21 protein-coding genes and 5 pseudogenes are annotated in these 21,919 nt (G+C 56.4%); 20 read left to right on the forward strand and 6 right to left on the reverse strand.

Going from position 1 to position 21,919, the window contains the following annotated elements; all coding sequences use genetic code 11:
- Positions 1–852 precede the first annotated feature (852 nt).
- From EQW76_RS26960 to EQW76_RS29095, 9 genes and pseudogenes are all read left to right on the forward strand, one after another.
- Entirely contained in the window at positions 853–1,752 is a 900-nt protein-coding gene (locus EQW76_RS26960; protein ID WP_143123431.1) for a HEPN domain-containing protein, read from the forward strand.
- A 234-nt stretch (positions 1,753–1,986) separates the two neighbouring features.
- Positions 1,987–3,528 (forward strand): hypothetical protein, encoded by a 1,542-nt coding sequence (locus EQW76_RS26965; protein ID WP_143123432.1) that lies wholly within the window; start codon positions 1,987–1,989, stop codon positions 3,526–3,528.
- Positions 3,529–4,584: 1,056 nt separating this feature from the next.
- Positions 4,585–4,815: a type II toxin-antitoxin system RelE/ParE family toxin gene (locus tag EQW76_RS30195; RefSeq protein WP_244617546.1), complete on the forward strand. Its 231-nt coding sequence runs from the start codon at positions 4,585–4,587 to the stop codon at positions 4,813–4,815.
- Positions 4,772–4,951, forward strand: coding sequence for a hypothetical protein (locus EQW76_RS30200; protein WP_244617545.1), 180 nt, complete (start codon positions 4,772–4,774; stop codon positions 4,949–4,951). The genes EQW76_RS30195 and EQW76_RS30200 overlap by 44 nt, the downstream gene beginning before the upstream one ends.
- 41 nt (positions 4,952–4,992) lie before the next feature.
- A complete protein-coding gene (locus EQW76_RS26975; RefSeq protein ID WP_244617033.1) occupies positions 4,993–5,259 on the forward strand; it encodes a helix-turn-helix domain-containing protein in 267 nt (88 codons plus the stop codon).
- Positions 5,260–5,430: 171 nt separating this feature from the next.
- On the forward strand, positions 5,431–6,330 hold the full coding sequence (locus tag EQW76_RS26980) for a HEPN domain-containing protein (RefSeq protein ID WP_143123433.1): 900 nt from the start codon (positions 5,431–5,433) through the stop codon (positions 6,328–6,330).
- Positions 6,331–6,652: 322 nt separating this feature from the next.
- Positions 6,653–6,919 carry a type II toxin-antitoxin system prevent-host-death family antitoxin gene (locus EQW76_RS26985; RefSeq protein WP_143123434.1) on the forward strand — a complete coding sequence of 89 codons (267 nt, stop codon included), beginning with the start codon at positions 6,653–6,655 and terminating at the stop codon, positions 6,917–6,919.
- Positions 6,916–7,354, forward strand: a pseudogene (locus EQW76_RS26990) (type II toxin-antitoxin system VapC family toxin). The gene EQW76_RS26985 and the pseudogene EQW76_RS26990 overlap by 4 nt, the downstream one beginning before the upstream one ends.
- Positions 7,355–7,367: 13 nt before the next feature.
- Positions 7,368–8,060: a hypothetical protein gene (locus EQW76_RS29095; RefSeq protein WP_153816515.1), complete on the forward strand. Its 693-nt coding sequence runs from the start codon at positions 7,368–7,370 to the stop codon at positions 8,058–8,060.
- Positions 8,061–8,409: 349 nt separating this feature from the next.
- Here the strand turns inward: EQW76_RS29095 and EQW76_RS27005 are convergent, their stop codons facing one another.
- Positions 8,410–8,838, reverse strand: coding sequence for a MucR family transcriptional regulator (locus EQW76_RS27005; protein ID WP_142832060.1), 429 nt, complete (start codon positions 8,836–8,838; stop codon positions 8,410–8,412).
- 599 nt (positions 8,839–9,437) lie between these two features.
- Between EQW76_RS27005 and EQW76_RS27010 the strand changes: the two are divergent.
- Together EQW76_RS27010 and EQW76_RS27015 are read left to right on the forward strand one after the other, a co-directional pair.
- Positions 9,438–10,207, forward strand: a pseudogene (locus EQW76_RS27010) (SDR family NAD(P)-dependent oxidoreductase).
- Positions 10,208–10,437: 230 nt separating this feature from the next.
- Positions 10,438–11,247, forward strand: coding sequence for a mechanosensitive ion channel domain-containing protein (locus tag EQW76_RS27015; RefSeq protein ID WP_143123436.1), 810 nt, complete (start codon positions 10,438–10,440; stop codon positions 11,245–11,247).
- 363 nt (positions 11,248–11,610) lie between these two features.
- Here EQW76_RS27015 and EQW76_RS27020 read toward each other — a convergent pair whose 3' ends face one another.
- From EQW76_RS27020 to EQW76_RS27030, 3 genes are all read right to left on the reverse strand, one after another.
- A complete protein-coding gene (locus EQW76_RS27020) occupies positions 11,611–11,889 on the reverse strand; it encodes a helix-turn-helix transcriptional regulator (protein WP_143123437.1) in 279 nt (92 codons plus the stop codon).
- A gap of 614 nt (positions 11,890–12,503) precedes the next feature.
- On the reverse strand, positions 12,504–13,766 hold the full coding sequence (locus tag EQW76_RS27025) for a type II toxin-antitoxin system HipA family toxin (RefSeq protein ID WP_143123438.1): 1,263 nt from the start codon (positions 13,764–13,766) through the stop codon (positions 12,504–12,506).
- A complete protein-coding gene (locus EQW76_RS27030) occupies positions 13,763–13,993 on the reverse strand; it encodes a type II toxin-antitoxin system Y4mF family antitoxin (protein WP_143123439.1) in 231 nt (76 codons plus the stop codon). The genes EQW76_RS27025 and EQW76_RS27030 overlap by 4 nt, the downstream gene beginning before the upstream one ends.
- A 590-nt stretch (positions 13,994–14,583) precedes the next feature.
- Here EQW76_RS27030 and EQW76_RS27035 point away from each other — a divergent pair.
- Together EQW76_RS27035 and EQW76_RS27040 are read left to right on the forward strand one after the other, a co-directional pair.
- Positions 14,584–16,215, forward strand: a pseudogene (locus EQW76_RS27035) (FAD-dependent oxidoreductase).
- A 204-nt stretch (positions 16,216–16,419) separates the two neighbouring features.
- The gene (locus EQW76_RS27040; protein WP_142832068.1) at positions 16,420–16,650 is read left to right on the forward strand and encodes a DUF6429 family protein; all 231 of its coding nucleotides are present in this window, start codon (positions 16,420–16,422) and stop codon (positions 16,648–16,650) included.
- Here the strand turns inward: EQW76_RS27040 and EQW76_RS30015 are convergent.
- Positions 16,650–16,892: pseudogene (locus EQW76_RS30015) on the reverse strand (IS66 family transposase); the annotation flags it as partial. The gene EQW76_RS27040 and the pseudogene EQW76_RS30015 overlap by 1 nt on opposite strands.
- Positions 16,893–17,290: 398 nt before the next feature.
- Between EQW76_RS30015 and EQW76_RS27045 the strand changes: the two are divergent.
- Entirely contained in the window at positions 17,291–17,779 is a 489-nt protein-coding gene (locus EQW76_RS27045) for a nuclear transport factor 2 family protein (protein WP_143123440.1), read from the forward strand.
- A 182-nt stretch (positions 17,780–17,961) separates the two neighbouring features.
- Positions 17,962–18,972, forward strand: a complete 1,011-nt coding sequence (locus tag EQW76_RS27050; protein WP_143123441.1) for a cellulase family glycosylhydrolase — start codon at positions 17,962–17,964, stop codon at positions 18,970–18,972.
- Between the two features lie 307 nt (positions 18,973–19,279).
- Here the strand turns inward: EQW76_RS27050 and EQW76_RS27055 are convergent, their stop codons facing one another.
- Complete coding sequence (locus tag EQW76_RS27055; RefSeq protein ID WP_143123442.1) at positions 19,280–19,543, reverse strand: hypothetical protein; 264 nt, start codon at positions 19,541–19,543, stop codon at positions 19,280–19,282.
- Positions 19,544–19,759: 216 nt separating this feature from the next.
- Here EQW76_RS27055 and EQW76_RS27060 point away from each other — a divergent pair.
- The 5 genes and pseudogenes from EQW76_RS27060 to EQW76_RS27080 all read left to right on the forward strand — a co-directional run bounded on the left by EQW76_RS27060 (position 19,760) and on the right by EQW76_RS27080 (position 21,480).
- Positions 19,760–20,041, forward strand: a pseudogene (locus tag EQW76_RS27060) (DUF6516 family protein).
- Positions 20,038–20,397 (forward strand): helix-turn-helix domain-containing protein, encoded by a 360-nt coding sequence (locus EQW76_RS27065; protein ID WP_143123443.1) that lies wholly within the window; start codon positions 20,038–20,040, stop codon positions 20,395–20,397. Before EQW76_RS27060 ends, EQW76_RS27065 begins: the two are co-directional and overlap by 4 nt.
- Before the next feature lie 271 nt (positions 20,398–20,668).
- Positions 20,669–20,836, forward strand: coding sequence for a hypothetical protein (locus EQW76_RS30020; protein WP_244617034.1), 168 nt, complete (start codon positions 20,669–20,671; stop codon positions 20,834–20,836).
- A 143-nt stretch (positions 20,837–20,979) separates the two neighbouring features.
- Entirely contained in the window at positions 20,980–21,171 is a 192-nt protein-coding gene (locus EQW76_RS27075) for a hypothetical protein (protein WP_143123444.1), read from the forward strand.
- Positions 21,172–21,234: 63 nt separating this feature from the next.
- Positions 21,235–21,480 carry a hypothetical protein gene (locus EQW76_RS27080; protein ID WP_143123445.1) on the forward strand — a complete coding sequence of 82 codons (246 nt, stop codon included), beginning with the start codon at positions 21,235–21,237 and terminating at the stop codon, positions 21,478–21,480.
- Positions 21,481–21,919 lie beyond the last annotated feature (439 nt).

Genomic DNA, 21,919 nt, shown 5'->3' on the forward strand with positions numbered 1-21,919 from the left:
CGGCGAGGACGACATCATCCGCCTCAACGACGAATTCGGCCGCACCTGAGGCATATGTCTGCAACGGACCAGCGGCGGGCGACAGCCCGCCGTCGGAGCTTCAGGTCTAAGATATGAGTGCCATCTACTATCTGGTATTTAGCCAACGCAAGCAGAGCCTACCTCATCGAACAGCTTGCAGTCTTTTATGTTTCTCGTGAAGCGCCAAGCCGAATTCAAAAAGCGTCTTATTGATAGTAGGTCTTCCCCTGGCGCTCCTTGGAGCGTCGGTAATTTGGCTTTTTTCTGTTTAAGTTGCGCAATGCCGCGCCATCATGCTGGCCGCGCTCAAGCCACTATGACAACGAAGGTTAAGATTCCATCCAAGATCAGCCTTGAAATCCTTGAGCTGGCCAAGGAAATGCGTGCAAACGAAACCACGAACGAGGACGATTTCCGCATACTCAATTGCTTGAATTCGCCGATGCCGAGCCGACGGCCGCTCCGCTTTCGGCGGAAGACACCAGAGCTTTCCGAAAAGGTGCACACATGTGCCCGACTGTATTGCGAAATACCTGAGTTTGACGGCCGGGCATCTCTCGCAGATGGAACGCGGATTGAAGCAGCCGACAGGCCCGGCGTTGGCATTGCTCAATGTGATCCGTCGTAAGGATATCGAACTGGTTATGTAATTATTCGCCACACCGCCCTCTGTCCGAGTGTGCGGAAACAACCGTAGCTCACAGGTGGAGGAGAAACGGATGGCACGGCCTATTAGCAATGCATCAGCGCTTGCGTTTTTGCCGCTTGCGTCACAGAATCGACCTGTCGTGACGTCGGCAATTATAAATATAATTTTCATGAGGCCATTTTTTGATCTTCCCCGAGCAACTCGATCATCTGCCCATCACAAAACGCCGCGAGCTGTCTCACGTCGTGCAGATTATCTTTGAGGAGTTCGAGCACGCCCAGAAAACAAAACTTTCCGAAAAAGCTCGCAAGGGACGAATTTTGAAGCTGATCCTGTTCGGCTCCTATGCCCGGGGTGACTGGGTAGAGGACCACAATAGTGGCTATCGCTCCGACTACGACCTTCTGGCCGTCGTCAACACTAACAGATTTGCTGAGGAAAACGAAGTCTGGCTTAAGATAGACGAACACCTGACACAGGAATTCACCGTTACCCAGCGTCTCCAGACGCCGGCGAAAGTCATTGTTCATAGCTTGCCGGACATAAATGATAAACTTGCCCGCGGCTTGCCCTTCTTTGTCGACATCGCCCGCGATGGCATCATGCTATATGAGGCTCCGGGGCATCCACTAGCCGAGCCCAAGCCACTGACGCCAGAGGCTGAGCGCCGAGAGGCGCAACGACATTTCGATCAGTGGTTTCCGTTATCAGTCGACGCATTCGCTTTCGCGGAGTTTGGAATTTCAAGCCAAAGGTGGCGCGATGCCGCGTTCATGCTGCACCAAGCATCAGAACGGCTTTACCACTGCGTCCTTCTCGTCCTGACCCTCTACAGCCCGAAATCGCACCGTCTTAGCATGCTCCGCACACATGCTGAGCGCCTAGATCCAAGGCTAATCCAAGCTTGGCCGCGCGACACAAAGTTTGCGACCCGATCCTTCACCAGGCTTGATCGTGCCTATGTGGATGCCCGTTATTCGGCTCACTACGAAATCACTGCGGAAGAGCTTGGCTGGCTTGTTCACCAGATTAAACAGCTTCAGGATATCGTCGCACTGATCTGTGCCGAAAGGCTTAAATGAATGTCCGAACTTGAATGGCGATTTGACGACTTTGGGCAGCAGGTTGTCGGGCCCGAAAAGACCTCAAATAATCTGTGTTAGCGGATGCGCATACCGGCCATATCAAAATTTGAAGAAATTCACTCCGGCTTTACCAATCCGTCGTAAAGTCGAGTTACGACTTCGTCGTGGCTGTAGATTGGTCTAGTCGACGGTATTGTTAGAGCCGTCTAAGAGTGCAGAGCTTCTCCAGCCATGAGCGACGTTTCTGCAACATTGAAGTCTTGGTTATCGAAACTCACGACATTGCGAGCGGTTATCGTACAATGTGGTGCGATCTTTCTAATTTCTATTCTATGGCAGCAGCGATGGGGAACTATCGTCGATACTAGCTGGCTCATCACAGAGTCGGAACGGTTTCTTGCCGGTGAGCGGCTCTACATCGATCTGCTGGAAAACAACCCGCCATTCACGATTTGGCTCTTTCTGCCGGCGATGCTTACGTCCCATTGGATCGGCATCTCGCCAGAGGTCGCAATTGACCTTTATACCTGGCTCGCGGTTATCGTCGGATTGGCCTTGGCCACAGTTATCATCTGGAAAGCCGATTTTGTCGAGGGTCGCGCGCTCCTTCGGCAGTTGCCGTTGTTCGTCTTACTCTTTGTGATTTTTCCCGGAATCGCCTTTACCGAGCGAGATCACCTGGGCACGGTACTGTTTTTGCCGTTGCTTGCCCTTATGGGATGGCGAGCCGAGGCAAAAAGTCCTGCGGTGCCGGGCATTTGGCTGGTGGTCTCAGCCGCCCTTTGCGGTAGCGTCCTCGTGCTGCTCAAGCCCTATTACGTCCTCGCATACATCGCACCTGTCCTGTACGTGGCATGGCGGCGCAAAAATCTCATGGCGCTGATTGCCCCAGAAAATTGCATCATCGCGGTGACGGGCGTGGCCTATATCGCGCTTATTTTTTGGCTCAATCCCGAGTTCATTCAAATCATCCTTCCGCAGGTCGCAGACGTCTACATGGCGTCAGGCGACTCAGCACAGGTCGCGCTCAACTATGCTCCGGCTTATGCCGCTATCCTTCTTTTGCTATGGTTGGTGGCGCCGGGCGAACGGATGACGCCACTGGTCACGGTCGCGATCTTAGCATCGCTTGCCTCGCTTGCAGCGCTGATTTACCAGGGCAAAGGCTGGGCCTATCATGCGTTCCCAGCAATCTCTCTGGCCTTCGTCGCCGTTCTTTGCCGTATTGCTGCGTCGCCTGCCTGGCGCCTCGACCGTGCAACGTTGGGGCGCCTCGGTCTTTGTCTTCTGGTGCTTGCCTGCAGCTGGCGGCCATTCCTCGAAACGCAGAAGCCGAGCGCCGATTTCGTCACCGCGGTGAAAGCGGTATCCACTGCAACGTCACGGCTTGGCTTTATCGGCAGCGATATGGCTGGCGCTCATCCGCTCACCAGAATGGTTGGAACACGGTTCCCATCGAAGAATAACGCCGACTGGTTTGGGTCTCTTGCGTTTAGTTTGAGCCAACAGGCCGCCGCCGAGGGCGATATGGCCGGCGCCGCGAAATATATAGAGCTGTCGAAAGCATATTTGGACGAGAAATATGCCGAATTTGTTCGCTTTAACTACGACCTTATAGTTGTAGAGGAGGACGAACCGATCTGGACGGACTTTGTGCTTGGCCAGCCGCGTTTTGCAGCGCTGATGTCTGCGTATCACATTGTTGCCAAGGACGATCGGGTTGCTGTGTACAGTAGGGCTTATGGAAAATCGGATTCTCCAAGGGCCAACTAGAACTCAAAAAGCTAAAGTTCTGTCAGACTGAGGACATATTCGGAATTAGGTAGCAAATACCACTAAATCCGATCTCTCAATTTGGATGCCCCTTGGCAGGTCAACCAGAGCGTTACCTAGTGCGTGAATGTCGACCTTGACGGCTCAGCAAGTCTGCAAGTAACCTCTGATAATGCTGATGTTCCGCGTTCTTTCTGGTCTCCCACCATATGGGCCTCCGGCTCTATCTTTCCCAAGGCCAAGCGCCTTTCAGGAAGGTTTTGTTCTGGAGTTCACCCCAGAACACGGAAAACCGTGGGTGGCAAACTTTGCGATGCCACGACCTGATGGCTTCTCCGCCGTCTATCAGGAGTTTGGTTCCAAAGCAGGGTCGTCGTTTCCGGTGGCGCTGGATATATCGTTGACTGTGAGGAGCACAGGCTTGTCCGCGAGATCAACGGACCAATTGATCATTGCTGGTATCAACCCGAGTTGCATACCTTAATTTTTTCGGATGGATTGGGTTTCGAGTGTTTCGATGATCACCGAACACTTTGGCGCAGTCCCCGGATTTCGTGGGACGGCATACGAAACATCGATTGCTCGGGCATGATGGTAACCGGAGAGGCGTACGATCCGTTTTCTGATAGCTGGCTTCCAATGCAACTCGACCTTAGAACCGTCAAACCAACGGGCGGGTCGTATCCAACCTCCAAAAACGAAGATAATCCTGCAATCAAAACCTCACTGGGGCGCAGCATCTAGTCATTAATCATATCTCAACGCCATCGATCGACTCTCTATCGCGCTGGCGGCCTCGCGGTCCCCCTATGCGAAGCCTTTATGGCGCGTCCAAAAAACGCTCAAGAATCCTTTACCAGAACTTGCAAAACGGGAAGGTCGGACAGACGCTAGCGCCAGGGTATAGAAAGTGGCTTGCCCTCCGCTCGTTTCAGCGCAATGGGAAGCGCATTCCATTTGGCTCGGAACGGTTCAGCCGCGCCCTTCAATCTCCGCGTGACAGCCGTTAAAATATACAATGCTTTGCACTATAGTGCAGAGAACGATTGAGGTCGGGTGCAGATCTGTAAGACAAAGATCCTTGCTCGTTTTCTGCGCAAGGAGAGGATAAGCGACCCGGACTTTGTCGAGGCTTGTCACAGGGCCAATCGAGGATTGATCGATGCAAATCTGGGAGGAGGCCTTATCAAGCAAGGGGTGACCCGTCCTGAAAAGAGGGCGAAGTGGCGGATATCGAACGATATTGCTTTTCAGGTCCGGGAGTCTCGCCGGCTTTACGAAAAATGAACGTGGCAACCTTGCAGACGATGATCTTGAAGAACTGAAAACAATAGCCAAACAAAGGCTTATCGATCCAAATCGTATTGAGAAGGATCTCGCCGCGGGAATCTTGAATGAGGTACGCCATGACAACGAAGGCTAAGATGCCATCCAAGCTCAGACTTGAAATCCTTGAGCTGGCCAATGAAATTGCGTGTAAACCAAACACTGAATGAGGAAGATTTTCGCAAAATCACGTTGCGTGAATTCGCCGAAGCCGCTCCGCTCTCAGCCGAAGATATCAGGGCATTGCGAAAAACCGCACACATGAGCCAGGCGGCATTTGCAAAATACCTCAACTTGACGGCCGGCCACGTCTCGCAGATGGAACGCGGATTGAAACGGCCGACAGGCCCAGCGTTCGCACTCCTGAATGTAATCCGGCGTAAGGGTATTGAAGTGGTCATGTAATCATCCGCCACACAGCCCTCTGGTCGGGTGTGGAAGGATACAGCTTGGGCTCACTGATGAAGGGGAGTGGATAGCAGCGCGTCAGCGCTTGCTTTCTTGCCGTTTGCGTCACAGAATCGATCTTTCGTTGCGCAATGTTAGCATTTCCAAAGAAAATTTCGTGAGGCCGTTTTGATCTTCCCTGAGCAACTCGATCATCTGCCCGCTACAAAACGCCGCGAGCTGTCTCACGTCGTGCAGATTATCTTTGAGGAGTTCGAGCACGCCCAGAAAACAAAACTCTCGGACAAAGCTCGTGCGGGACGTATTCTGAAGCTGATCCTGTTTGGCTCCTATGCCCGTGGCGACTGGGTAGAAGATCACGACAGTGGCTATCGCTCCGACTACGACCTTCTGGCCGTCGTCAACACCAACAGATTTGCTGAGGAAAACGAAGTCTGGATTAAGATAGACGAACACCTGACACAGGAATTCACCGTCACACAGCGCCTTCAGACGCCGGCGAAAGTCATTGTTCATAGCTTACCGGACGTGAATGACAAGCTTGTGCGCGGCCTGCCCTTCTTTGTCGACATCGCCCGCGACGGCATCATGTTATACGAAGCACCGGGGCATCCGCTAACCGAGCCCAAGCCACTGACGCCAGAGGCTGAGCGGCAAGAGGCGCAACGACATTTCGAACAGTGGTTTCCGCTCTCGACCGAAGCGATGACTGTCGCTGAGTTTAGTATCGCGAACGGCATCTGGCGCGACGGTGCATTTATGCTCCATCAAGCTACAGAACGGGCCTATCACTGCGTTCTTCTGGTAGTGACTCTCTACAGCCCGAAATCCCATCGGCTGAGCATGTTGCGAACACACGCCGAGCGAATTGAGCCTCGACTGATTGAGATTTGGCCGCGCGATACGAAACTTGCGCGTCGGTGCTTCACCCGTCTCGACCGCGCTTATGTCGATGCGCGCTACTCCGCCCATTACGAAATCACCACAGAAGACCTCGGTTGGCTTGTCCAGCAAATCAAAAAGCTTCAGGACATCGTCGCACAGATATGTGCCGAAAGGCTTAAATGAAACTCTGAACTTGACGGACGATTTGACGACTCTGGGCAGAGAAAAAGACATTACGAATTATATTTCAAATCTAAATCCTGCGGCGATGTCCGCTTCCTCGATCAGTCAACCCGCGGTCAGCCGCGGGAGACTCAAGGGGAAATGTCACATGTTTCGCCGCAAAGGGTTTGGGGCGAATATTTTTCGCCAGCGGCTATGGCGTTTGGATTTGTGATTTTTTTATGTGGTGAGATGGCACCCGTTGCACCGTTCGACCGCACGCTTGCAGCGGTGCTGCTCAGGCATCATAGTCAAGATGGTTATTCTAGTTATAGGTGGGATAATGCGCGCATCAACGCACGATGAGATAAGTTGGACTGTTGCGGGAGCGAAGGCAAAACTTTCGGAGGTGATGGAGCGCGCTCAGTTGGCACCTCAGACCATTACCCGCAACGGGAAGCCGAGCGTGGTGGTCGTCTCTGCCGAAGAGTGGCAGAAGAAGACGACGCGCAGAGGAACGCTAGCGGAATTTCTATTGGCGTCGCCCCTGCGTGGCGCCGATCTGGACACTGAGCGCCTGAGCGACGAGCCGCGCGACTTGTCCCTATGAGACTGCTCCTCGACACCCATGTTCTGTCCGAAGTTACAAAACCTCGCCCGGCTGAATGTGTCTTGAATTGGCTTCAAGGGCTTGACGAAGATCGCACATTCATCAGCATAGTCTCGATTACCGAAATCCGCCGCGGCGTTGCGCTGATGGAGATTGGGCGAAAGCGCGACGCCCTTGACGCGTGGCTCACGCATGATCTGCCCCAGCGTTTTGACAACAGGATTATTCCTGTGGACGCGCATGTTGCCTTGGCTTGGGGGTGATCTCATGGCTCTAGCCAAGCGAAGCGGCCGGGGACTTCCATCAATGGACGGCCTGATCGCGGCCACCACCATCGCTCACGATTTGACGCTAGCGACACGCAATACAAAGGATTTCGAAGGCTTCGGAATAGACATCGTTGACCCATGGGCGACCTGGCTGGGTAATTTATGAAAGGATACTGCAGATGCTTTCCTACGGTTTGCTCAAACACCACGCTGGCATCCTATTGATCGGGGACTACACGTCCCTCACCTGGCTGCATGAAGTCGTTCACGATGTGAACGATCGCTCGCCTCTTGTGAAAGACAAGGAAGGCTCCTTCCTCGGGTTGGCGTATGATGTGCGAAAAGCCTATGAGCGGCAGCGCGAAATTATTCAACCACCGAAACATTTGGAGGAAATCGGCGTCCGCTATGGTGTCCAGATCCTTTGGCCTGTTCTTATGTTGCAGCAGAGGCTTCTGAGGCAATCCCTCGCGTTCCTCGATCATAAGGCAAAGACACAAGCCATCACTTATGCATTGGAGGCGGTCATCGAAGAGGGATTGCGCGAGGATTTCGGAGCGCAGGCGGGGCTTATCGTCGATCTTTGGCAGCGCCTCGACCCAGCTCAGTCTGAGATGTTCGACATGATGGATAGTCGCGGAGCTCTCTATAGCTCATGGACGAAAGCGCAAAGGAAGGCCGGCTTTACGCAACTTCTCGCAAGTCTCGACCCGATGTATGATCGCTTTTACCCTATGCGCGTGAAGAACGGCGATAAAAACCTGATCTCTCCGGCCGAATTCGCCCTCTGGAAAATGCGGAGTGGCCTGATCCGCGCTGGTAGAACGCCAACATTTCATCGGGGGTCCAAGAGGATAGGTCCCCTCCCTTGATTGAGGGTGGTACCGTAAGGTGAGGTTTCGGAAGCGTGATTTAAAATTGCGATTTAATGGAAATCGGTAGCTGAAAGCCACAACCAGATTTGGAAGCGGGCCGAGCAATCGCCTGTCATTGACTGGTCCTCCTGCTCCGAGGGACTGATGCAGGCAACCCCGGACGGGCCATGGCCTGACACAAGCGTGAAATCACCGATCCTGTTGGAGGGCTTGCGACCGGGCGGCGGTCACGCTTCGACCGTTCAAGGACCGAGGGCGTGGACCGCGTCGCCAACGAAAGGGCAAACGCTTGAACCCGGCAACAGGAGATGGGCATCGATTTTCAAAGACGCCCTACCCCATCGTATCAGGCCACCTTCTGTCGACGCCTCTGCCCAAGACCACTTTCCTTGGCCAAACGCGAACGTGCGTCTGCATAAGCCGGTGCAACCATGGGATATTCGCTCGAAAGCTCCCATTTCTCGCGATATTCATCGGGTTGAAGGGAGTGACTGGTCATCAGATGGCGCTTCAGCGACTTGAAACTAAGCCCGCATTCCAGGCACGTCAATTGATCGTCCTGGAGAGATTTGCGGACCGAAATGGCCGGCTTCTGCTTTTCGGCAGCCACTTCAGCGGGAGGTATCGAGCTCGAAAACAAGGCCGCGTGGACGTCGGCGATGAGGGAGCCCAAATCGCTCATGGGGACAACATGATTACTCACGTAGGCCGATACGATATCTGAGGTCAATTCAACGAGTAAGTCCTCGCTGGCAGCGTTTGCTAGATTTTCCATCCGTCCGATCTCTATTTTCAATATCGCCGCCCTGATCAGCCAGCGAAATAAACGTATGTGTAGTCTCTTTCATATAAACAACAGAAACGCAACTTTGACAGTGGAAGAAATTAGGTTTAATTGCCCTGTTCGAGATGGTAACGGGTTTCGGAGAAAGTATACTTGGCTGCAAATCCGCGCTGATATTGCACCGAGCCGGCGTTACATACCTTTGCGTGCCCTGCCATTCGCCGAGCAATGCCGATAGCGCCGGGACGACAAGGCTTGCGATCTACAAGATCAGCACGCTTGCGTCATTACCCACCATCGCGCGCGAACTATTCGATGTACGCTGCCTATTGAGCCTGACCGTCCGACGATGTCCTTCGACGGTCACTCCCTGCGCAACCTTCATCGTCCGGCTCGACGTTGAAGGGCAGAGACGCCGATGAAGGCAAAGGCAGCGGGCAAGCAAGCAAGGGCTCGACGGGTCCGGCGGCACCTGCATCTCACCTGGAGATGCCTTCGGCGGCAGTCCGGTCGCGCGACGCTGTTCTGGCGACCGATCGTGATAGGGTACGACCCACATCTGATCTGATGATCCTTAATCGGAGTTTCCCATGCGCCGCATCTTCATCACCGGTTCTTCTGATGGCCTCGGCCTTGCTGCTGCCAGTTCGCTCCTGGAACAAGGCCACGAGGTCGTCCTTCACGCCCGGACCAGGGAAAGGGCCTCCACATTGGGAACATCGCATCCCGTGCATTGGCTGTCGTCATCGGCGATCTCACGAGCGCAGTCGAGACCCGTAAACTTGCCGATCAGGTGAACGCGATCGGCCGAATGGATGCGGTCATTCACAATGCTGGGGTCTATGCCGAACCCCAGCGTGGCAATACCCCCGAAGGTCATGCGCGGACGCTGGCCATCAACACGCTGGCACCCTATATTCTGACAGCCCTGATCGATCGCCCGGACCGTCTGGTCTATCTCAGCAGCGGGCTGCACCAAGGTGGTGGGGGCTCTCTTGAGGACATCGATTGGACGGCAAGACAGTGGAGTCCATCTCAAGCCTACGCGGAAACCAAATTGCAGATCGCTGCATTGGCCGCAGCGATCGCCCGCCACTGGCCGCAGGTGTTGAGCAATTCCGTCGATCCGGGCTGGGTGGCAACCAAAATGGGTGGAGCCGGAGCACCAGGGAACCTCAAGACCGGGCAGGAAACCCAAAGCTGGCTTGCGGCGAGCGATGATTCATCCGCCAAGGTCAGCGGCTTCTACTGGCATCATCGCCAGCAACGACAGCCGAGTGCCGAGGTAACCAACATAGGCTTTCAAGACCAGCTGATTGCCAAGTTGGAAGAACTGACCGGTGTGGGCCTCTTCGGGTAGCACATTGAGAAGCGCTCGATGACGACACCGATCGGGTTGATCGGGCAGCGGGTGGGCCAGCCGACATTGCCGAGACTGTGTATTTCTGCCGCGACATTGGTCTTCGACATCGTTCACGCCAGATTGTCTCTCGCTTTCGAACGTCTCGGGACAAGAGCTATCGGACGTCTGTAATTGGAACCAAGCTTTGCCATGCCGGTTTTGTGCAGACCGTAAACCGAGAACCAGACATGAATCCCCAGCCTGACAACATACTCGTCGCGACACGAACCGCCTTCAGCCAACTCGCTGCGCTCGCAGTTCAATACTCCTTCTCAATCGTCGGTGCCATTGTCCTGCTTGTGATCGGCTGGATCCTTTCAGGAGTGATCAGCCGATGGGTCTACAAGGGAATGTCGCGCATCCATGGCATTGACGAGACCCTGGCCCGCTTCTTCCAGAGCGTCGTCCATTACGGACTGCTGGTGCTCGTCTTCGTGGCCGTCCTCGGTCAGTTCGGCGTCCAGACGACTTCGCTCCTTGCCGCCTTGGGCGCTGCGGGCCTGGCGATTGGCCTTGCCCTGCAGGGCACCCTTCAGAATATCGCGGCCGGAATTATGCTTCTCGTTCTCCGCCCTCTCCGGGTCGGCGAATACATCGAAACAGGCAGCGTCAAAGGCTTCATCGTCGAGATCGGGCTGTTTGCAACCGAGATGAAAACGGTCGACGGTCTGTACCTGATGGCTCCGAACTCGACGCTGTGGAATACGCCGATCACCAACCACAGCAGAGAACGCGAGCGCCGCCAGGAGCTTTCGGTCGCGATAGGCAACGATGTGGATGCTGCGGCGGTCAAACGGACCATCATCGGCATTGTGACCTCTGACAAACGCGTCAAAACGAACCCGCCTCCCCGTATCTTCTCGGATGACCTTACCGCCGACAAGACCGTCTTGACGCTCCAGTACTGGGCAACGACATCACAGTGGTCGGAAACCCGTCACGATATGATCGATGCATTGAAGGACGGACTGAAGGCGGAAGGGATTGCCATTCGATAAGGACGACGCCGTATCGGCCCCTCCCGGACATGCGAAATGTTGGACCCGCGCGGGTAAGTGGCCTGTTTGGCGAGGGACAGACGTGCCTATATCGACGGCATTGGCACCTCACCGTCTCAACGGTCAAGGAAGCGGAGACGTCGCGTAGTATGGGGCTTGACGCTCCATTCTGCATTGAGATCTGCGCCCCACCACCAGGATCGCGATCGACGGTGAAGCTATACACTTCAGCACCTGAGGTAGGACAGGGATCTAAGAGACAGCGCGTACTCGATGGCGCTCTGGATCATTCGCACGCACGCATCCGAACGACCGGTGTAGTCCTCAACGCCCTCGCTTCCTGACGTCATAGCCTTCTGTCGGTCATCCACCTCTGGGCGTAAAACCAACCCCGAAACCGAAGGCCCGACCGATCTTCTTCAATGTCTCCAGTGTGGGATTAGCAGTTCCTGCTTCCAGTTCTGCAATTTGGCGTCTAGATAGCTCAAGTGCCTTGGCAAACTCCTCCTGCGTCATCCCGATCCCTTTCCGGATCTCCGCCACGGCGCCGGGCAGCCGCAGATCCCCTGCTCGAGCCCGTTCCGCCAGTGTTCGCCGGTTTTGCAGAACCTCCTCTTTCGTTGGCTCTCTCCATCGGGCCATGAGTTGTCCTTTGCAATCAGTCGCACGCCGCAATGATGCCGTCTGTCTGCGATTCCAATGCAGTGCTCGATCGTATAGTCCCGAATGTCCGGCACCGGCCCATATCCTTCGCCATGGCCGGAGCCAGGTGCAGGTGTCTGGCAAACGCGCCAAGCCTGGCCGCCAGTGCTTTCTGCTCGACAAATCAGGCATCAGTTTGCCGTCCAAGAGTGCCATAGTCACGGCATAATACCACCGGCCATCAAAGTGGGTTTCCAGCGTTAAGCACGTCTATTGACCCTTTCAACGGTGCAGATGATGCAACTTATCACGTTATTTAACCCCTTAAAGTGGGTTGAATAACTGCCATTGGTACCGCGAGCCATGGACATGCTTGCGTTCTCTTCTCATCCGATTGACCATCGACCGGACGCGTAACGCATGACCCGCCAACGAGCAGCTTTAGGGACCGACGGCACTCGCACTCCCAGGCCCTTGTCGGGGATGTACAGGCCATCTGCGGCGGTCAGGGCGTTGATCCTCGACTGGCCGACGCCATAAACGCTGCAGTCCTTTGAGCCGGGCTACACCTCAATATTTAAATTATGTCGGCGGAGATGCTTGGCGCTGTTGAGTTAAATGCTCAGGGCCACGAGTTTGGCACGGTCTGCGATCAAAGCCGCTACGCGATTTAACGACACAGGGTCTGCGGCAAGTGGGGACATATCTTCCAATAACCGGGGGATCGCGTCCCCTGTGGCATCAGTCAGTTCTTTCACCCGACGGCGCACTAAAGGTAAGCTGACACCTGTCTCCTTCGAGAAAGCCTGCCAGCCATCAGCGTCCATGTCAGCAAGCGTCGCGCGTTTGCCGATCCGCATAGCCAATTTAGGGGAAAGATCTGGATAGGCCACGGTGGAAAGCAGGTCGTACAGCGGAGCCATCCTGGGTCCAGAATGGTCATAGAGGATCGAGAAATTCTTACCGTGAGCATCCGCATTTCCGATGACGAGATTGAAAATCGCAGCGTCCAAAAGCTTAGCGATGTCCGTGCCCGGCCGCGCAGAGACCCGACGCAACAGCTCGAAGCAATCCTTGAAGGTCGGCCCCCCCTCGCTTGCATACTTTGTTTCAGGTGGCACACCCAGCGCTTGGCAGAAGTCTTCCTGATGGATGCGGAGAACCACACCGTCGCCATCGTGGTGGCGATCAAATCTGTTGACCAAAAGGAAAGGGCGACCATTCGCGGACCTCGGGTCGACGGGAGCAACGTCGAGCCCGATTGCGGCAGCAAGCCTCATCGCGAAGGCTTCATTCTCAGTCGTCCCTGGAAAGCGCGCAATCGGTGGCTTCAAGATGTGCGTCGTCGCCTGGCCTGGTAAGGGAAGTGCGACTTGGCCATCGATGAGAACAACTGGAGCTTTTGATTGGGCGCCCGCAAGCGATAGCCTCAAGCCTTCCTGGCCGGCCAAGAGCGGCCTCGTCGGAAGTGCGTCCAGTATCCGGACGATTCCGACCTCATCGAGAGCTGCTGTTTGCCGATCGGCAATCAGGCCCCCTCCAATCGATTCCTGGTCTTCGGGCAAAAGTTGAAGCGCGCCGGCGACGTCGCCGCCCAAGCGATCAAGAAGGGCGAAGTCGTTGGCAGGTGAAACACCCAACGCCTGCGCCGCAAACAGACGCTGGCTTTCCTCTGGCAGTAGGCCGCCAAAAAATGGGCGGCATTCACGGCGAGAGAAACGCTCTGGACGCTTCGGTAGGGAGACAGAAAGCGGAAGTGCCTTTTCGTCCTCAAGCCAAGCTTCGGCGTAGGCGAAGCCAATGTCGCCGTGCTGATCTTGGGTGAACTGTCCGACAATGCGACCATTCCACCAGACGTTAAGGACCCTTACCGTCATTTTCTACGTTCACCTGGGGCTAGAATATCAATCGAACAACCGAGCGTTTGTAAAACCTGCAAGACCTTTCCGATCTGTGCTGTCGGTTTGCCGGCTTCGAGATCGACGATGAACCGCAGGCCGACGCCAGAAACGCCGGCAAGCTTGTCCTGCCGCAAGTTTTGTGCCTTGCGTGTGCTGCGGACCAGGGCGCCGATCTCGGCTGGACTGCTAACTTGTTTTGCCATTTTATTTCCCGATCGGGAAAATAGCAAGGAAATCGGCCTTTTGTCAACAGAATATTCCCGATCGGGAAATTCCATTCAAATTTAGCATAACTGTGCACCAAACATTCCCGATCGGGAACATTTCGATTTATAAACCCATCCAGCCGCAAGCCTAGCCGAAGCAAGGGGAGACACTGAATGGCTGAATCATCGAGTTTCACATCATCGACGCGCGACGCCCGGATGAAACTTTCGCAATTCCCGTTCTTCAGTTGGAATGGAATTTGGAATGGCCCTACGCTTCATTTCACCCTAAAACCAATCAAGACGCTCTGTGTCCTCGCTCGCTTCGTTTTTCCGGCTGCATGCGCTCTTCCCTGGCCGTGAGACGACCGGGAAAGTAGAGGCGGAAAGGCCCGGAAAAGGTGGAGCGCCGACTTTGAGTACGCCATTGATTTTATAAAATGGGGTCTTCGTCCCAGACGGGGGTTAAGCTGCTGAACCTCTTGGAATTCGGCAGGCTTTCCATGTCTACCTAGGGTCGATCGTGACCCGCTCGAAACCTTGAGGAGAGGCGTGTGACGACCGATTTCAGCTCCCGTGAATATCAGATGCTTCCTGTGCTCTCGCCGCTACAGATGGAGACGGCAAAGCGTTTCTCCATCGGCGAGCCAACACGGTTCGCGCCCGGCGAACAAGTTTTCTCGGTCGGTGACCACCACGTTCCCGCCTGGCTCGTCCTTGACGGCGCGATCGAGACGTTTCGCCATGATGGCCTGACACGGCGCGCGCAGTTCACAACGCATCGCGCCGGGCAGATGTCCGGCGAAGTCAGCCAGCTTTCCGGCCGTCCGATATTGGTCGACGGCAAGGCCGGCCCCGATGGATGCACTGCGGTTGCCTTCGATGGACCGCATCTGCGTGCGCTGGTCATCGGGTCGGCCGACATCGGCGAATTGATCATGCGCGCCTTCATTCTGCGCCGCGTGGCGCTGATAAGTGCCGGAGGCTCGGGGTCCGTGCTCGTCGGCACGCCCGGCCAACCGTCACTGACAAGGCTCGAGGGATTTCTGTCGCGTGTGGCGTTCCCCTATGTCACGCTCGATGCCTCCTTAGGCACGGAAGGGCGCGCGTTGGTCGAACGCTTGGGCATCCTTGCCTCGGAGCTACCGCTCATGGTCTGCCCCAATGGAACCGTCCTTAGAAACCCGACGGATGGCGACGCTGCCCTGTGTCTCGGCATCACGCCCGATCTCAAGGAAGATATGGTCTATGACGTGGCGATTGTCGGCGCCGGCCCCGCGGGTCTTGCCGCGTCCGTCTACGCCGCATCGGAGGGCCTGAGCGTCATCGTCCTCGACGAACGGGCTGCGGGTGGCCAGGCGGGTGCGTCGGCAAGGATCGAGAACTATCTGGGGTTCCCGACGGGCATCTCAGGCTTCGCGCTCGCCGGGCGCGCCTTCAATCAGGCCCTCAAATTCGGCGTCGAGATTGCCTTTCCGCTGCAGGTGGCCGACTTGGTTCCGAAATCGGGTCCGGGCGCGCTCCATGCCCTGACATTGACGGACGGCCGTACCGTTGCTGCCCGAACCATCGTCATTGCATCCGGTGCGCGCTATCGTCGTCCGGACATCGCCGGCATCGACAGCTTTGAGGGCGCCGGCATCTCGTACTGGGCGTCCGCCATCGAAGCGCGGCTATGTGCCGGCGAGGAAATCGCCCTCATTGGCGGAGGGAACTCCGCCGGCCAGGCGGTTGTCTTCCTCGCGCCACAGGTCAAGAAGCTGTGCCTGATCGTCAGGCGGAAGCTAGAAGAGACGATGTCAAGCTATCTCATCGACCGGATCGCCGCCCTGCCGAACGTCGAGATCCATACGACGTGAGAGGTGGTTGGGCTCGAAGCCGATAGCGAGCGACTCCTATGCGGGGCAATTCTGAAAGACAGGCAGACCGCCCGTGAACGTCGAATACCCATGCGGCACATGTTCCTCTTCATCGGCGCGGATCCGAACGCGGCGTGGGTCCGCGCCCACGTCGAGACAGATGAACACGGCTTTATCTGCACCGGCAGGTTTTCCGATGCCGCCGGCGGGCGGCCGGTATTCCCGCTTGAGACGAGCCTGCCAAACATCTTTGCAATAGGAGACGTCAGAGCCGGATCCACCAAACGGGTTGCCGCCGCCGTGGGGGAAGGCGCGGCTGTCGTTGCCCAGATACACGCCGCCCTGGCCGCGATGATTTAAGATAGCCCCGATCGTTCCTCTGATGGCCGTCATCGTCGGCGCCGGTGCGAGGACAGACGGCGTCATGGATGGCTCCGATCGGTGGGTGGGCATCCTGTTGTCCTTTCGGTTTCCGACACGGTTCCCGCGAGCTTATGGCAACAGGCGGCATCGGCTATAGCCAGACGGGTTTTCAAGCAAGCCGGCTTTGGCTATCATTCGGCGATGGATATAGACGAAGATAAAATTGACGACGCGGTCTTGGCGCTGCTGTGGCTGACGCTGCATGAGGGTCGTGCTTGGAAGGGTTTTGACTGGGGCACGATGGATCGGCTGTTCAAGAAGGGGATGATCGGGGACCCGGTCAACAAGGCGAAGTCAGTGATCTTGACGGATGAGGGCGTGGAGCGCTCAAAGCAGCTGTTCCAAACGCTGTTTACGCCGCCCCCGCGATAGCTGGATCTTTCCGCCTTCCAGTTCCAGGGTATGAGCTCGTCGGTCCGGCTGGTGGTATGGTCGGCGAGGCGTGCAAGCTCTTACGCAAGCGAGGATTGCGGATCGAAAGGGTTCATCGTCGCCGTAGTGATCAATCTGGACATGAGACCTGCCCGCTGACATGGGCGATCAGAACCTGCGAGCCATGCCTTTCGTCTCAATGCGACACCGCGCAGCGCGCGCTGAGCGGCAGTGTTCCGTAAGCGATACGGCCATCGTCAGGACGCGTGGGAGGGATGATCGCCGAATGGCACAGGAGCCTTGCGTGGGGCGTCGCCGTTTCGAGCTGCTGTCTTGCGCCTGCGTCGAGGCGCACTCCTCCTCCCGCTACCAGTTGACGAGCGAGGAGGTGGAATGGCGCACGGACCGGGTCGCCGTAGCCCCGAAAGATCGTTGGACCCTTATGTCGGGAGGGCTTGGACAGAACAGGTGGGTCGTAAGCGAGTGACATCTCCCAACAGCGTTGCACCGGACCGCTTCGAATGGTGAGATTCCATGCTTGGTTACCCTTTGCATCCTATGGGTGGGCAACATGCCTACTTTGCGTGCGATCCGGCCACCTATAATGTGCCGTGACGTTGATAACTGACAGGAGTTTAGAATGAAGCGCTTTCTCGTAGCTGCTGCCATCATGAGCCTGGCACACACCGTTTCAGCACAGGAGGCCGTCGTGGGCACCGACAACCCGGACGCGCTGTTTACGAGCAGCGACTCGAAATTGAACACCAACAAGCAGGCTGCCTACAACATTGTGAAGGTGCTGCTCGAGGCCAATCATTGGGAGATGGCGGACAAATACCTGACCGCGCGCTACTTCCAGCACAATCCGAACGCCGTCTCCGGCCGCCAGGGCGTCATCGACTACTTCACCAAAGTCCTCAACAAGCAGCCGTCTGCCATTCCCGACAAGATGAAAACGAAGATCGTCTCGGTTGTCGCCGAAGGCGATATCGTCACCGTCAGCTATCCAAGAGAGGTGAAGGATGCAAAGGACCCTTCGAAGTCCTACACCACGACCTGGTTCGACAGCTGGCGGTTCGTGGACGGCAAGGCCGATGAGCATTGGGATCCGGCAACGAAATCCAACTGAGGCACCCCGCCCGCCAGTTTTCGAGCGAGACACTGAGGCGTCCCGCCCTGATCTAGTCGAGATGTCCCGATATCGTGCGTGAGTGAGAACGCCGACGTGAGACCGCGTGGCCCGGCCATAGCGACCGGACTCATAATCCGGCATCTGCCATCGAGACGGGTGCCGATCGTAAGGAAAAGCACATGCGGATTTTTCTCGCTTTGGTTCTTCTTGCCACATCCGCGGGCAACATCGTCGCCGGTCAGGCCGGACATGCCGACCAACTGGTCCAGCAGCTGGGGCGAGGCATCAATGTCCTTGGCTACGACCCCATCTGGAAAGACCCGAGCAAGGCGCATTTCCAGCCAGGCGACTACAAGATGCTCCACGATAGCGGCTTCCAGCACATCCGGGTCAACCTCCAAGCCTTCTCACACATGGATGCTGCGGACAAACTCGATCTGAAATGGCTCGAAACGCTCGATTCCGTTATCGAGCAGGCGACCGAGGCTGGCCTCTTGGTCATTCTGGATGAGCATGATTTCCAATTCTGCGGCAGAGGTGCCGACGAATGTCGCAGCAAGCTCCTTGCGTTTTGGCGGCAGATAGGGCCTCGCTACCGGAATGCTCCGGCGTCCGTGCTCTTCGAGATTCTGAACGAGCCCAACAGGGCGATGACACCCGACCTCTGGAACGGACTGCTTTCAGAGACGCTCGCACTCATCCGGCAGACGAACCCGACGCGCGGCGTGGTGATTGGGCCGGCCAACTCAAACAATTTCCGTTCCTTGGACGCGCTGGTCCTGCCGACCACTGATCGAAACATCATCGTGACCGTCCACTACTATGACCCTTTCCCTTTCACGCACCAGGGCGCGACATGGACCGTTCCGAGCCGCGAGCGGCTGATCGGTGTGCCATGGGGTACCGACGCCGATCACCAGACGATAGTGCGGAATTTTTCGAACATCGCTGCCTGGTCGAAAGCCCATGATCGTCCCATCCTCCTTGGCGAATTCGGCAGCTACGACAAGGCCGATATGGCGGCCAGGGTTGCCTGGACATCGGCTGTGGCTCGAACGGCGGAAAGGGATCACTTCGCATGGTCGTATTGGCAGTTCGAGAGCAGTTTTAGCGCCTACGATATCGCCAATCGGCACTGGATAGAGCCAATCTATGACGCTCTCATACCAAAGACGACGATACGCCCATGACGAGTCGCTGTCATCGCCGTCCGACCGAACCGGATCCCCGCAGTGGCCAGTTCCTAATCAAGCCAGGATATTGACCGCTCGGGCCACTACGAGCGCCGGCGTCAGAGGCGAGGCCGCTGCTTGAGCCACCGTCAAAGGCCTGTCCCCTGGCGACAGGGGCATGGTGTCGGTGAGCGAAAACGTGTTGCGGATGCCTCGGCACGGATCTCAACTACCAGGGGTTTCCGACCGGGTTACCAGGCTTCGCCCTCACGGGGCGCGCCTTCCATCAGGCCTTCAAATTCGACGTCAAAATCGTTTTTCCGCTTCAGGTGGCCGACTTGGTTCCGAAATCGGCGCCGATACGCGTGGTTCCGCCACCGATGAGGACGATCGACTTGTAGCCGGCCTGCTGAAGCAGCCGTAGCGTCATGATCGGAGGAAGATGACCGACATGCAGACTGCCACCGGTCGCATCGAAACCCACATTGGCGGGAACAGTGCCTGCCTCGAAGGCAGCGTGAGCCAGCAAGGTCAGTCGCTTGGTTGATGCAGCCCCTTGGCCGGCGAGATGCAACGGATCTGCCAGCATACCTATCCGATGGCCCGGATGGACGAGACCGAAGCGGCCCAGATGCCGATTTTGGATCGCAGAAAAGCGATGATGGCGCAAAAGAAGCGGAAATCGCAGCCGTCACGACCATTCCCTTCATGTTTCCGCGACCCGGACTATGCGCCGTGGCATCGAATCCCACCGCAACTGTTGTTCTTGACAACAACGGAAAGCATTTTTATCAATAACAACAACATGAATGCCGTGCTGCGTGAGAAAGCCGCAACCGTCGTCAATGACAAGGCCTTTTTCGAGGTGGTTCTCTGGCGATTGCCAGCGCCGTTCCTTTGAAGCATCCATCCGTTCTAATACCGGCTGGCGCTTGTCGTGGAGGGAGAGTGTGTCCTTCGATACGACAATGAACATGGGAAAGGCGATCATCGCCACATCGGCGGACTTGAAGAAAAGATAGAGTTCACAGATCTGGAAACGCTGTTCGATGCCTTTCAGGCGGACATGGAAAGGATACTGGCATGAGGACTTTGATTGTCAGGCTCGGCACGATGTCCGATGCCAAGGCCCGGTTTGTCAACGCTGGACGCAAGGCGCTGGAGGGCTCGGCCCAACCTGTCACGCCCTCGATCAATTTTGTCAGTTACGATGACATGCACCGGGTTCTTGCCCCGTCGCGGCTGGCGATCGTAAAAGCGCTGGCAGGGCAAGGACCGCTGGCGATCCGGGAGGTCGCCCGCCGTGTCGGCCGCGATGTGCAAGCCGTCCACAAGGATGTGACGACACTCGTGAGCGCCGGCGTCATCGATCGCGCGGCGGCCGGCGTGGAATTTCCGTATGACCGGATTCATTTCGAGTTCGACGTGCAGGCGGCTGCCTGATCCAGCCGCCATCTTGAGCAGGCGCCTGGGCATCGAATCCCGGTGGGGTCCTTTGCTGTGCAGGGTGGTCTCGCCGCGTCGTGGCGACTGGACCACGCCCGGTGTATTCAGATGTTGAAAACCGCAAGGACGATCGCCTCGCGCAAGCTGACCTCAGCGGCCGGAGCGGCGATTGGGTCGAGCTCAATTGTGGGCTGTGAACCGTCAATGTCCGCACGGCGGATTTGGCTCCTTGCTACTGGCGGCGTATCGGGGCGACGACTTGGCCTACGTGGGCAGCGTGGAAACCGGATTTAATGAGCGACAGGCTGTCGATCTGCGGACCTCCATCGATCGGCTGCCATGGAAAAAGAAGCAGCCGCCAATTCCATACTGTGGCAAGCGCCAAGTAGTGTGGATCGCGCCTACCTTTATTGCCGAAATCGAGTATCGTGCGTAGGCCACTGACCAGAAACTTCGGTATGCGGCTTTCAAGGGCCTTCGGAAAAGCAGGACAATGCGGACGTTTATCGCGTCGTCGAAGACGATGGAGTTTAAGGCCGAAAGCCGCAAAGGTCGTCTCGATTGAACCAAGGGTGTCGAATGCTGCTGGAATCGCTCAAAGAACGGTGGAAAGCTATCGAGGAAATCGGCTCCGATGCTGAAAAGCGCGGCGAAGTCCTCGGCGTCGTTCCGCTCTGGCAGCCAGCCATCGAAGTAGAGACGGTTGATAACGCTCCCACGCGTACCCCTTTCCCTCCCAGAACCGAAATTCACAAGCTTCGTGATATGTAGCGCGCGCATACGCGGACAAACCTCGGTAGGGGCAGGAAGAAGATAGCGGCTGGTTAGCTCTCCATGCCAAATCCGATATGCACGATTTTGGCGGGTCTCAACGGCTCCGGTAAATCCTCCATCTATGAAAAGTATCGCCCCGCTGGCGATTTCGTGAACACGGACGAAATCCAGAAGAGCTTGCCTCAAGGGTTGGCAGAAAGCGCAAACCGGGTAAAGGCTGGCCGGATAGCGATCACGCGCATCAACCAGTTGATTGCCGCGAAGGCAGATTTCGTTTTCGAACCACTCTCAACAGCGAGCATTTGATCAAGGTCATCGAGCAAGCGAAAGAAGCTAGCTTCCTGGTCAACATGATCTTCGTGTGCCTGAATACCGCGACGCGGAACGTCGAGCGCGTGCGGTTTCGCGTATCTAAGGGAAGTGAAGGATGCGAGCGACCCTTCGAAATCCTATACCACGACCTGGTTCGACAGCTGGCGTTCCCTGGACGGCAAGGCCGATGAACATTGGGATCCGGCAACGAAACCCGACTGAGGCACACCGCCCTTCAATTTCTGAGCGACACTGAGGCGTGCAGATAAAAGTGTCTCCAGCTGATAAGCGCACTGCTGTGTTTGCCAGTGTCCTTGCTTGGGGCAGGTCTTCGGTCGAACCGATCGGCGCGCTGTAGATCAATAGACAGCAGGCAAATAGGGAAGTAGGGAAGTAGGGAAGTAGGGAAGTAGGGAAGTAGGGAAGTAGGGAA

This window comes from Rhizobium sp. rho-13.1 (assembly GCF_007000305.1).
Classification (GTDB): Bacteria; Pseudomonadota; Alphaproteobacteria; order Rhizobiales; family Rhizobiaceae; genus Rhizobium; species Rhizobium rhododendri.

Bases quoted from the DNA above. Each gene is read 5' to 3' on its own strand.
- EQW76_RS27050 (WP_143123441.1), top strand. From the start codon at position 17,962: ATGCGGATTTTTCTCGCTTTGGTTCTTCTTGCCACATCCGCGGGCAAC.
- EQW76_RS29095 (WP_153816515.1), top strand. From the start codon at position 7,368: ATGCTTTCCTACGGTTTGCTCAAACACCACGCTGGCATCCTATTGATC.
- EQW76_RS27075 (WP_143123444.1), top strand. From the start codon at position 20,980: ATGCTGCTGGAATCGCTCAAAGAACGGTGGAAAGCTATCGAGGAAATC.
- EQW76_RS26985 (WP_143123434.1), top strand. From the start codon at position 6,653: ATGCGCGCATCAACGCACGATGAGATAAGTTGGACTGTTGCGGGAGCG.
- EQW76_RS27020 (WP_143123437.1), bottom strand. From the start codon at position 11,889: ATGGCCCGATGGAGAGAGCCAACGAAAGAGGAGGTTCTGCAAAACCGG.
- EQW76_RS26965 (WP_143123432.1), top strand. From the start codon at position 1,987: ATGAGCGACGTTTCTGCAACATTGAAGTCTTGGTTATCGAAACTCACG.
- EQW76_RS27030 (WP_143123439.1), bottom strand. From the start codon at position 13,993: ATGGCAAAACAAGTTAGCAGTCCAGCCGAGATCGGCGCCCTGGTCCGC.
- EQW76_RS27025 (WP_143123438.1), bottom strand. From the start codon at position 13,766: ATGACGGTAAGGGTCCTTAACGTCTGGTGGAATGGTCGCATTGTCGGA.
- EQW76_RS27015 (WP_143123436.1), top strand. From the start codon at position 10,438: ATGAATCCCCAGCCTGACAACATACTCGTCGCGACACGAACCGCCTTC.
- EQW76_RS27055 (WP_143123442.1), bottom strand. From the start codon at position 19,543: ATGCTGGCAGATCCGTTGCATCTCGCCGGCCAAGGGGCTGCATCAACC.
- EQW76_RS26975 (WP_244617033.1), top strand. From the start codon at position 4,993: ATGAAATTGCGTGTAAACCAAACACTGAATGAGGAAGATTTTCGCAAA.
- EQW76_RS27040 (WP_142832068.1), top strand. From the start codon at position 16,420: ATGGATATAGACGAAGATAAAATTGACGACGCGGTCTTGGCGCTGCTG.
- EQW76_RS27005 (WP_142832060.1), bottom strand. From the start codon at position 8,838: ATGGAAAATCTAGCAAACGCTGCCAGCGAGGACTTACTCGTTGAATTG.
- EQW76_RS27080 (WP_143123445.1), top strand. From the start codon at position 21,235: ATGCCAAATCCGATATGCACGATTTTGGCGGGTCTCAACGGCTCCGGT.
- EQW76_RS27065 (WP_143123443.1), top strand. From the start codon at position 20,038: ATGAGGACTTTGATTGTCAGGCTCGGCACGATGTCCGATGCCAAGGCC.
- EQW76_RS27045 (WP_143123440.1), top strand. From the start codon at position 17,291: ATGAAGCGCTTTCTCGTAGCTGCTGCCATCATGAGCCTGGCACACACC.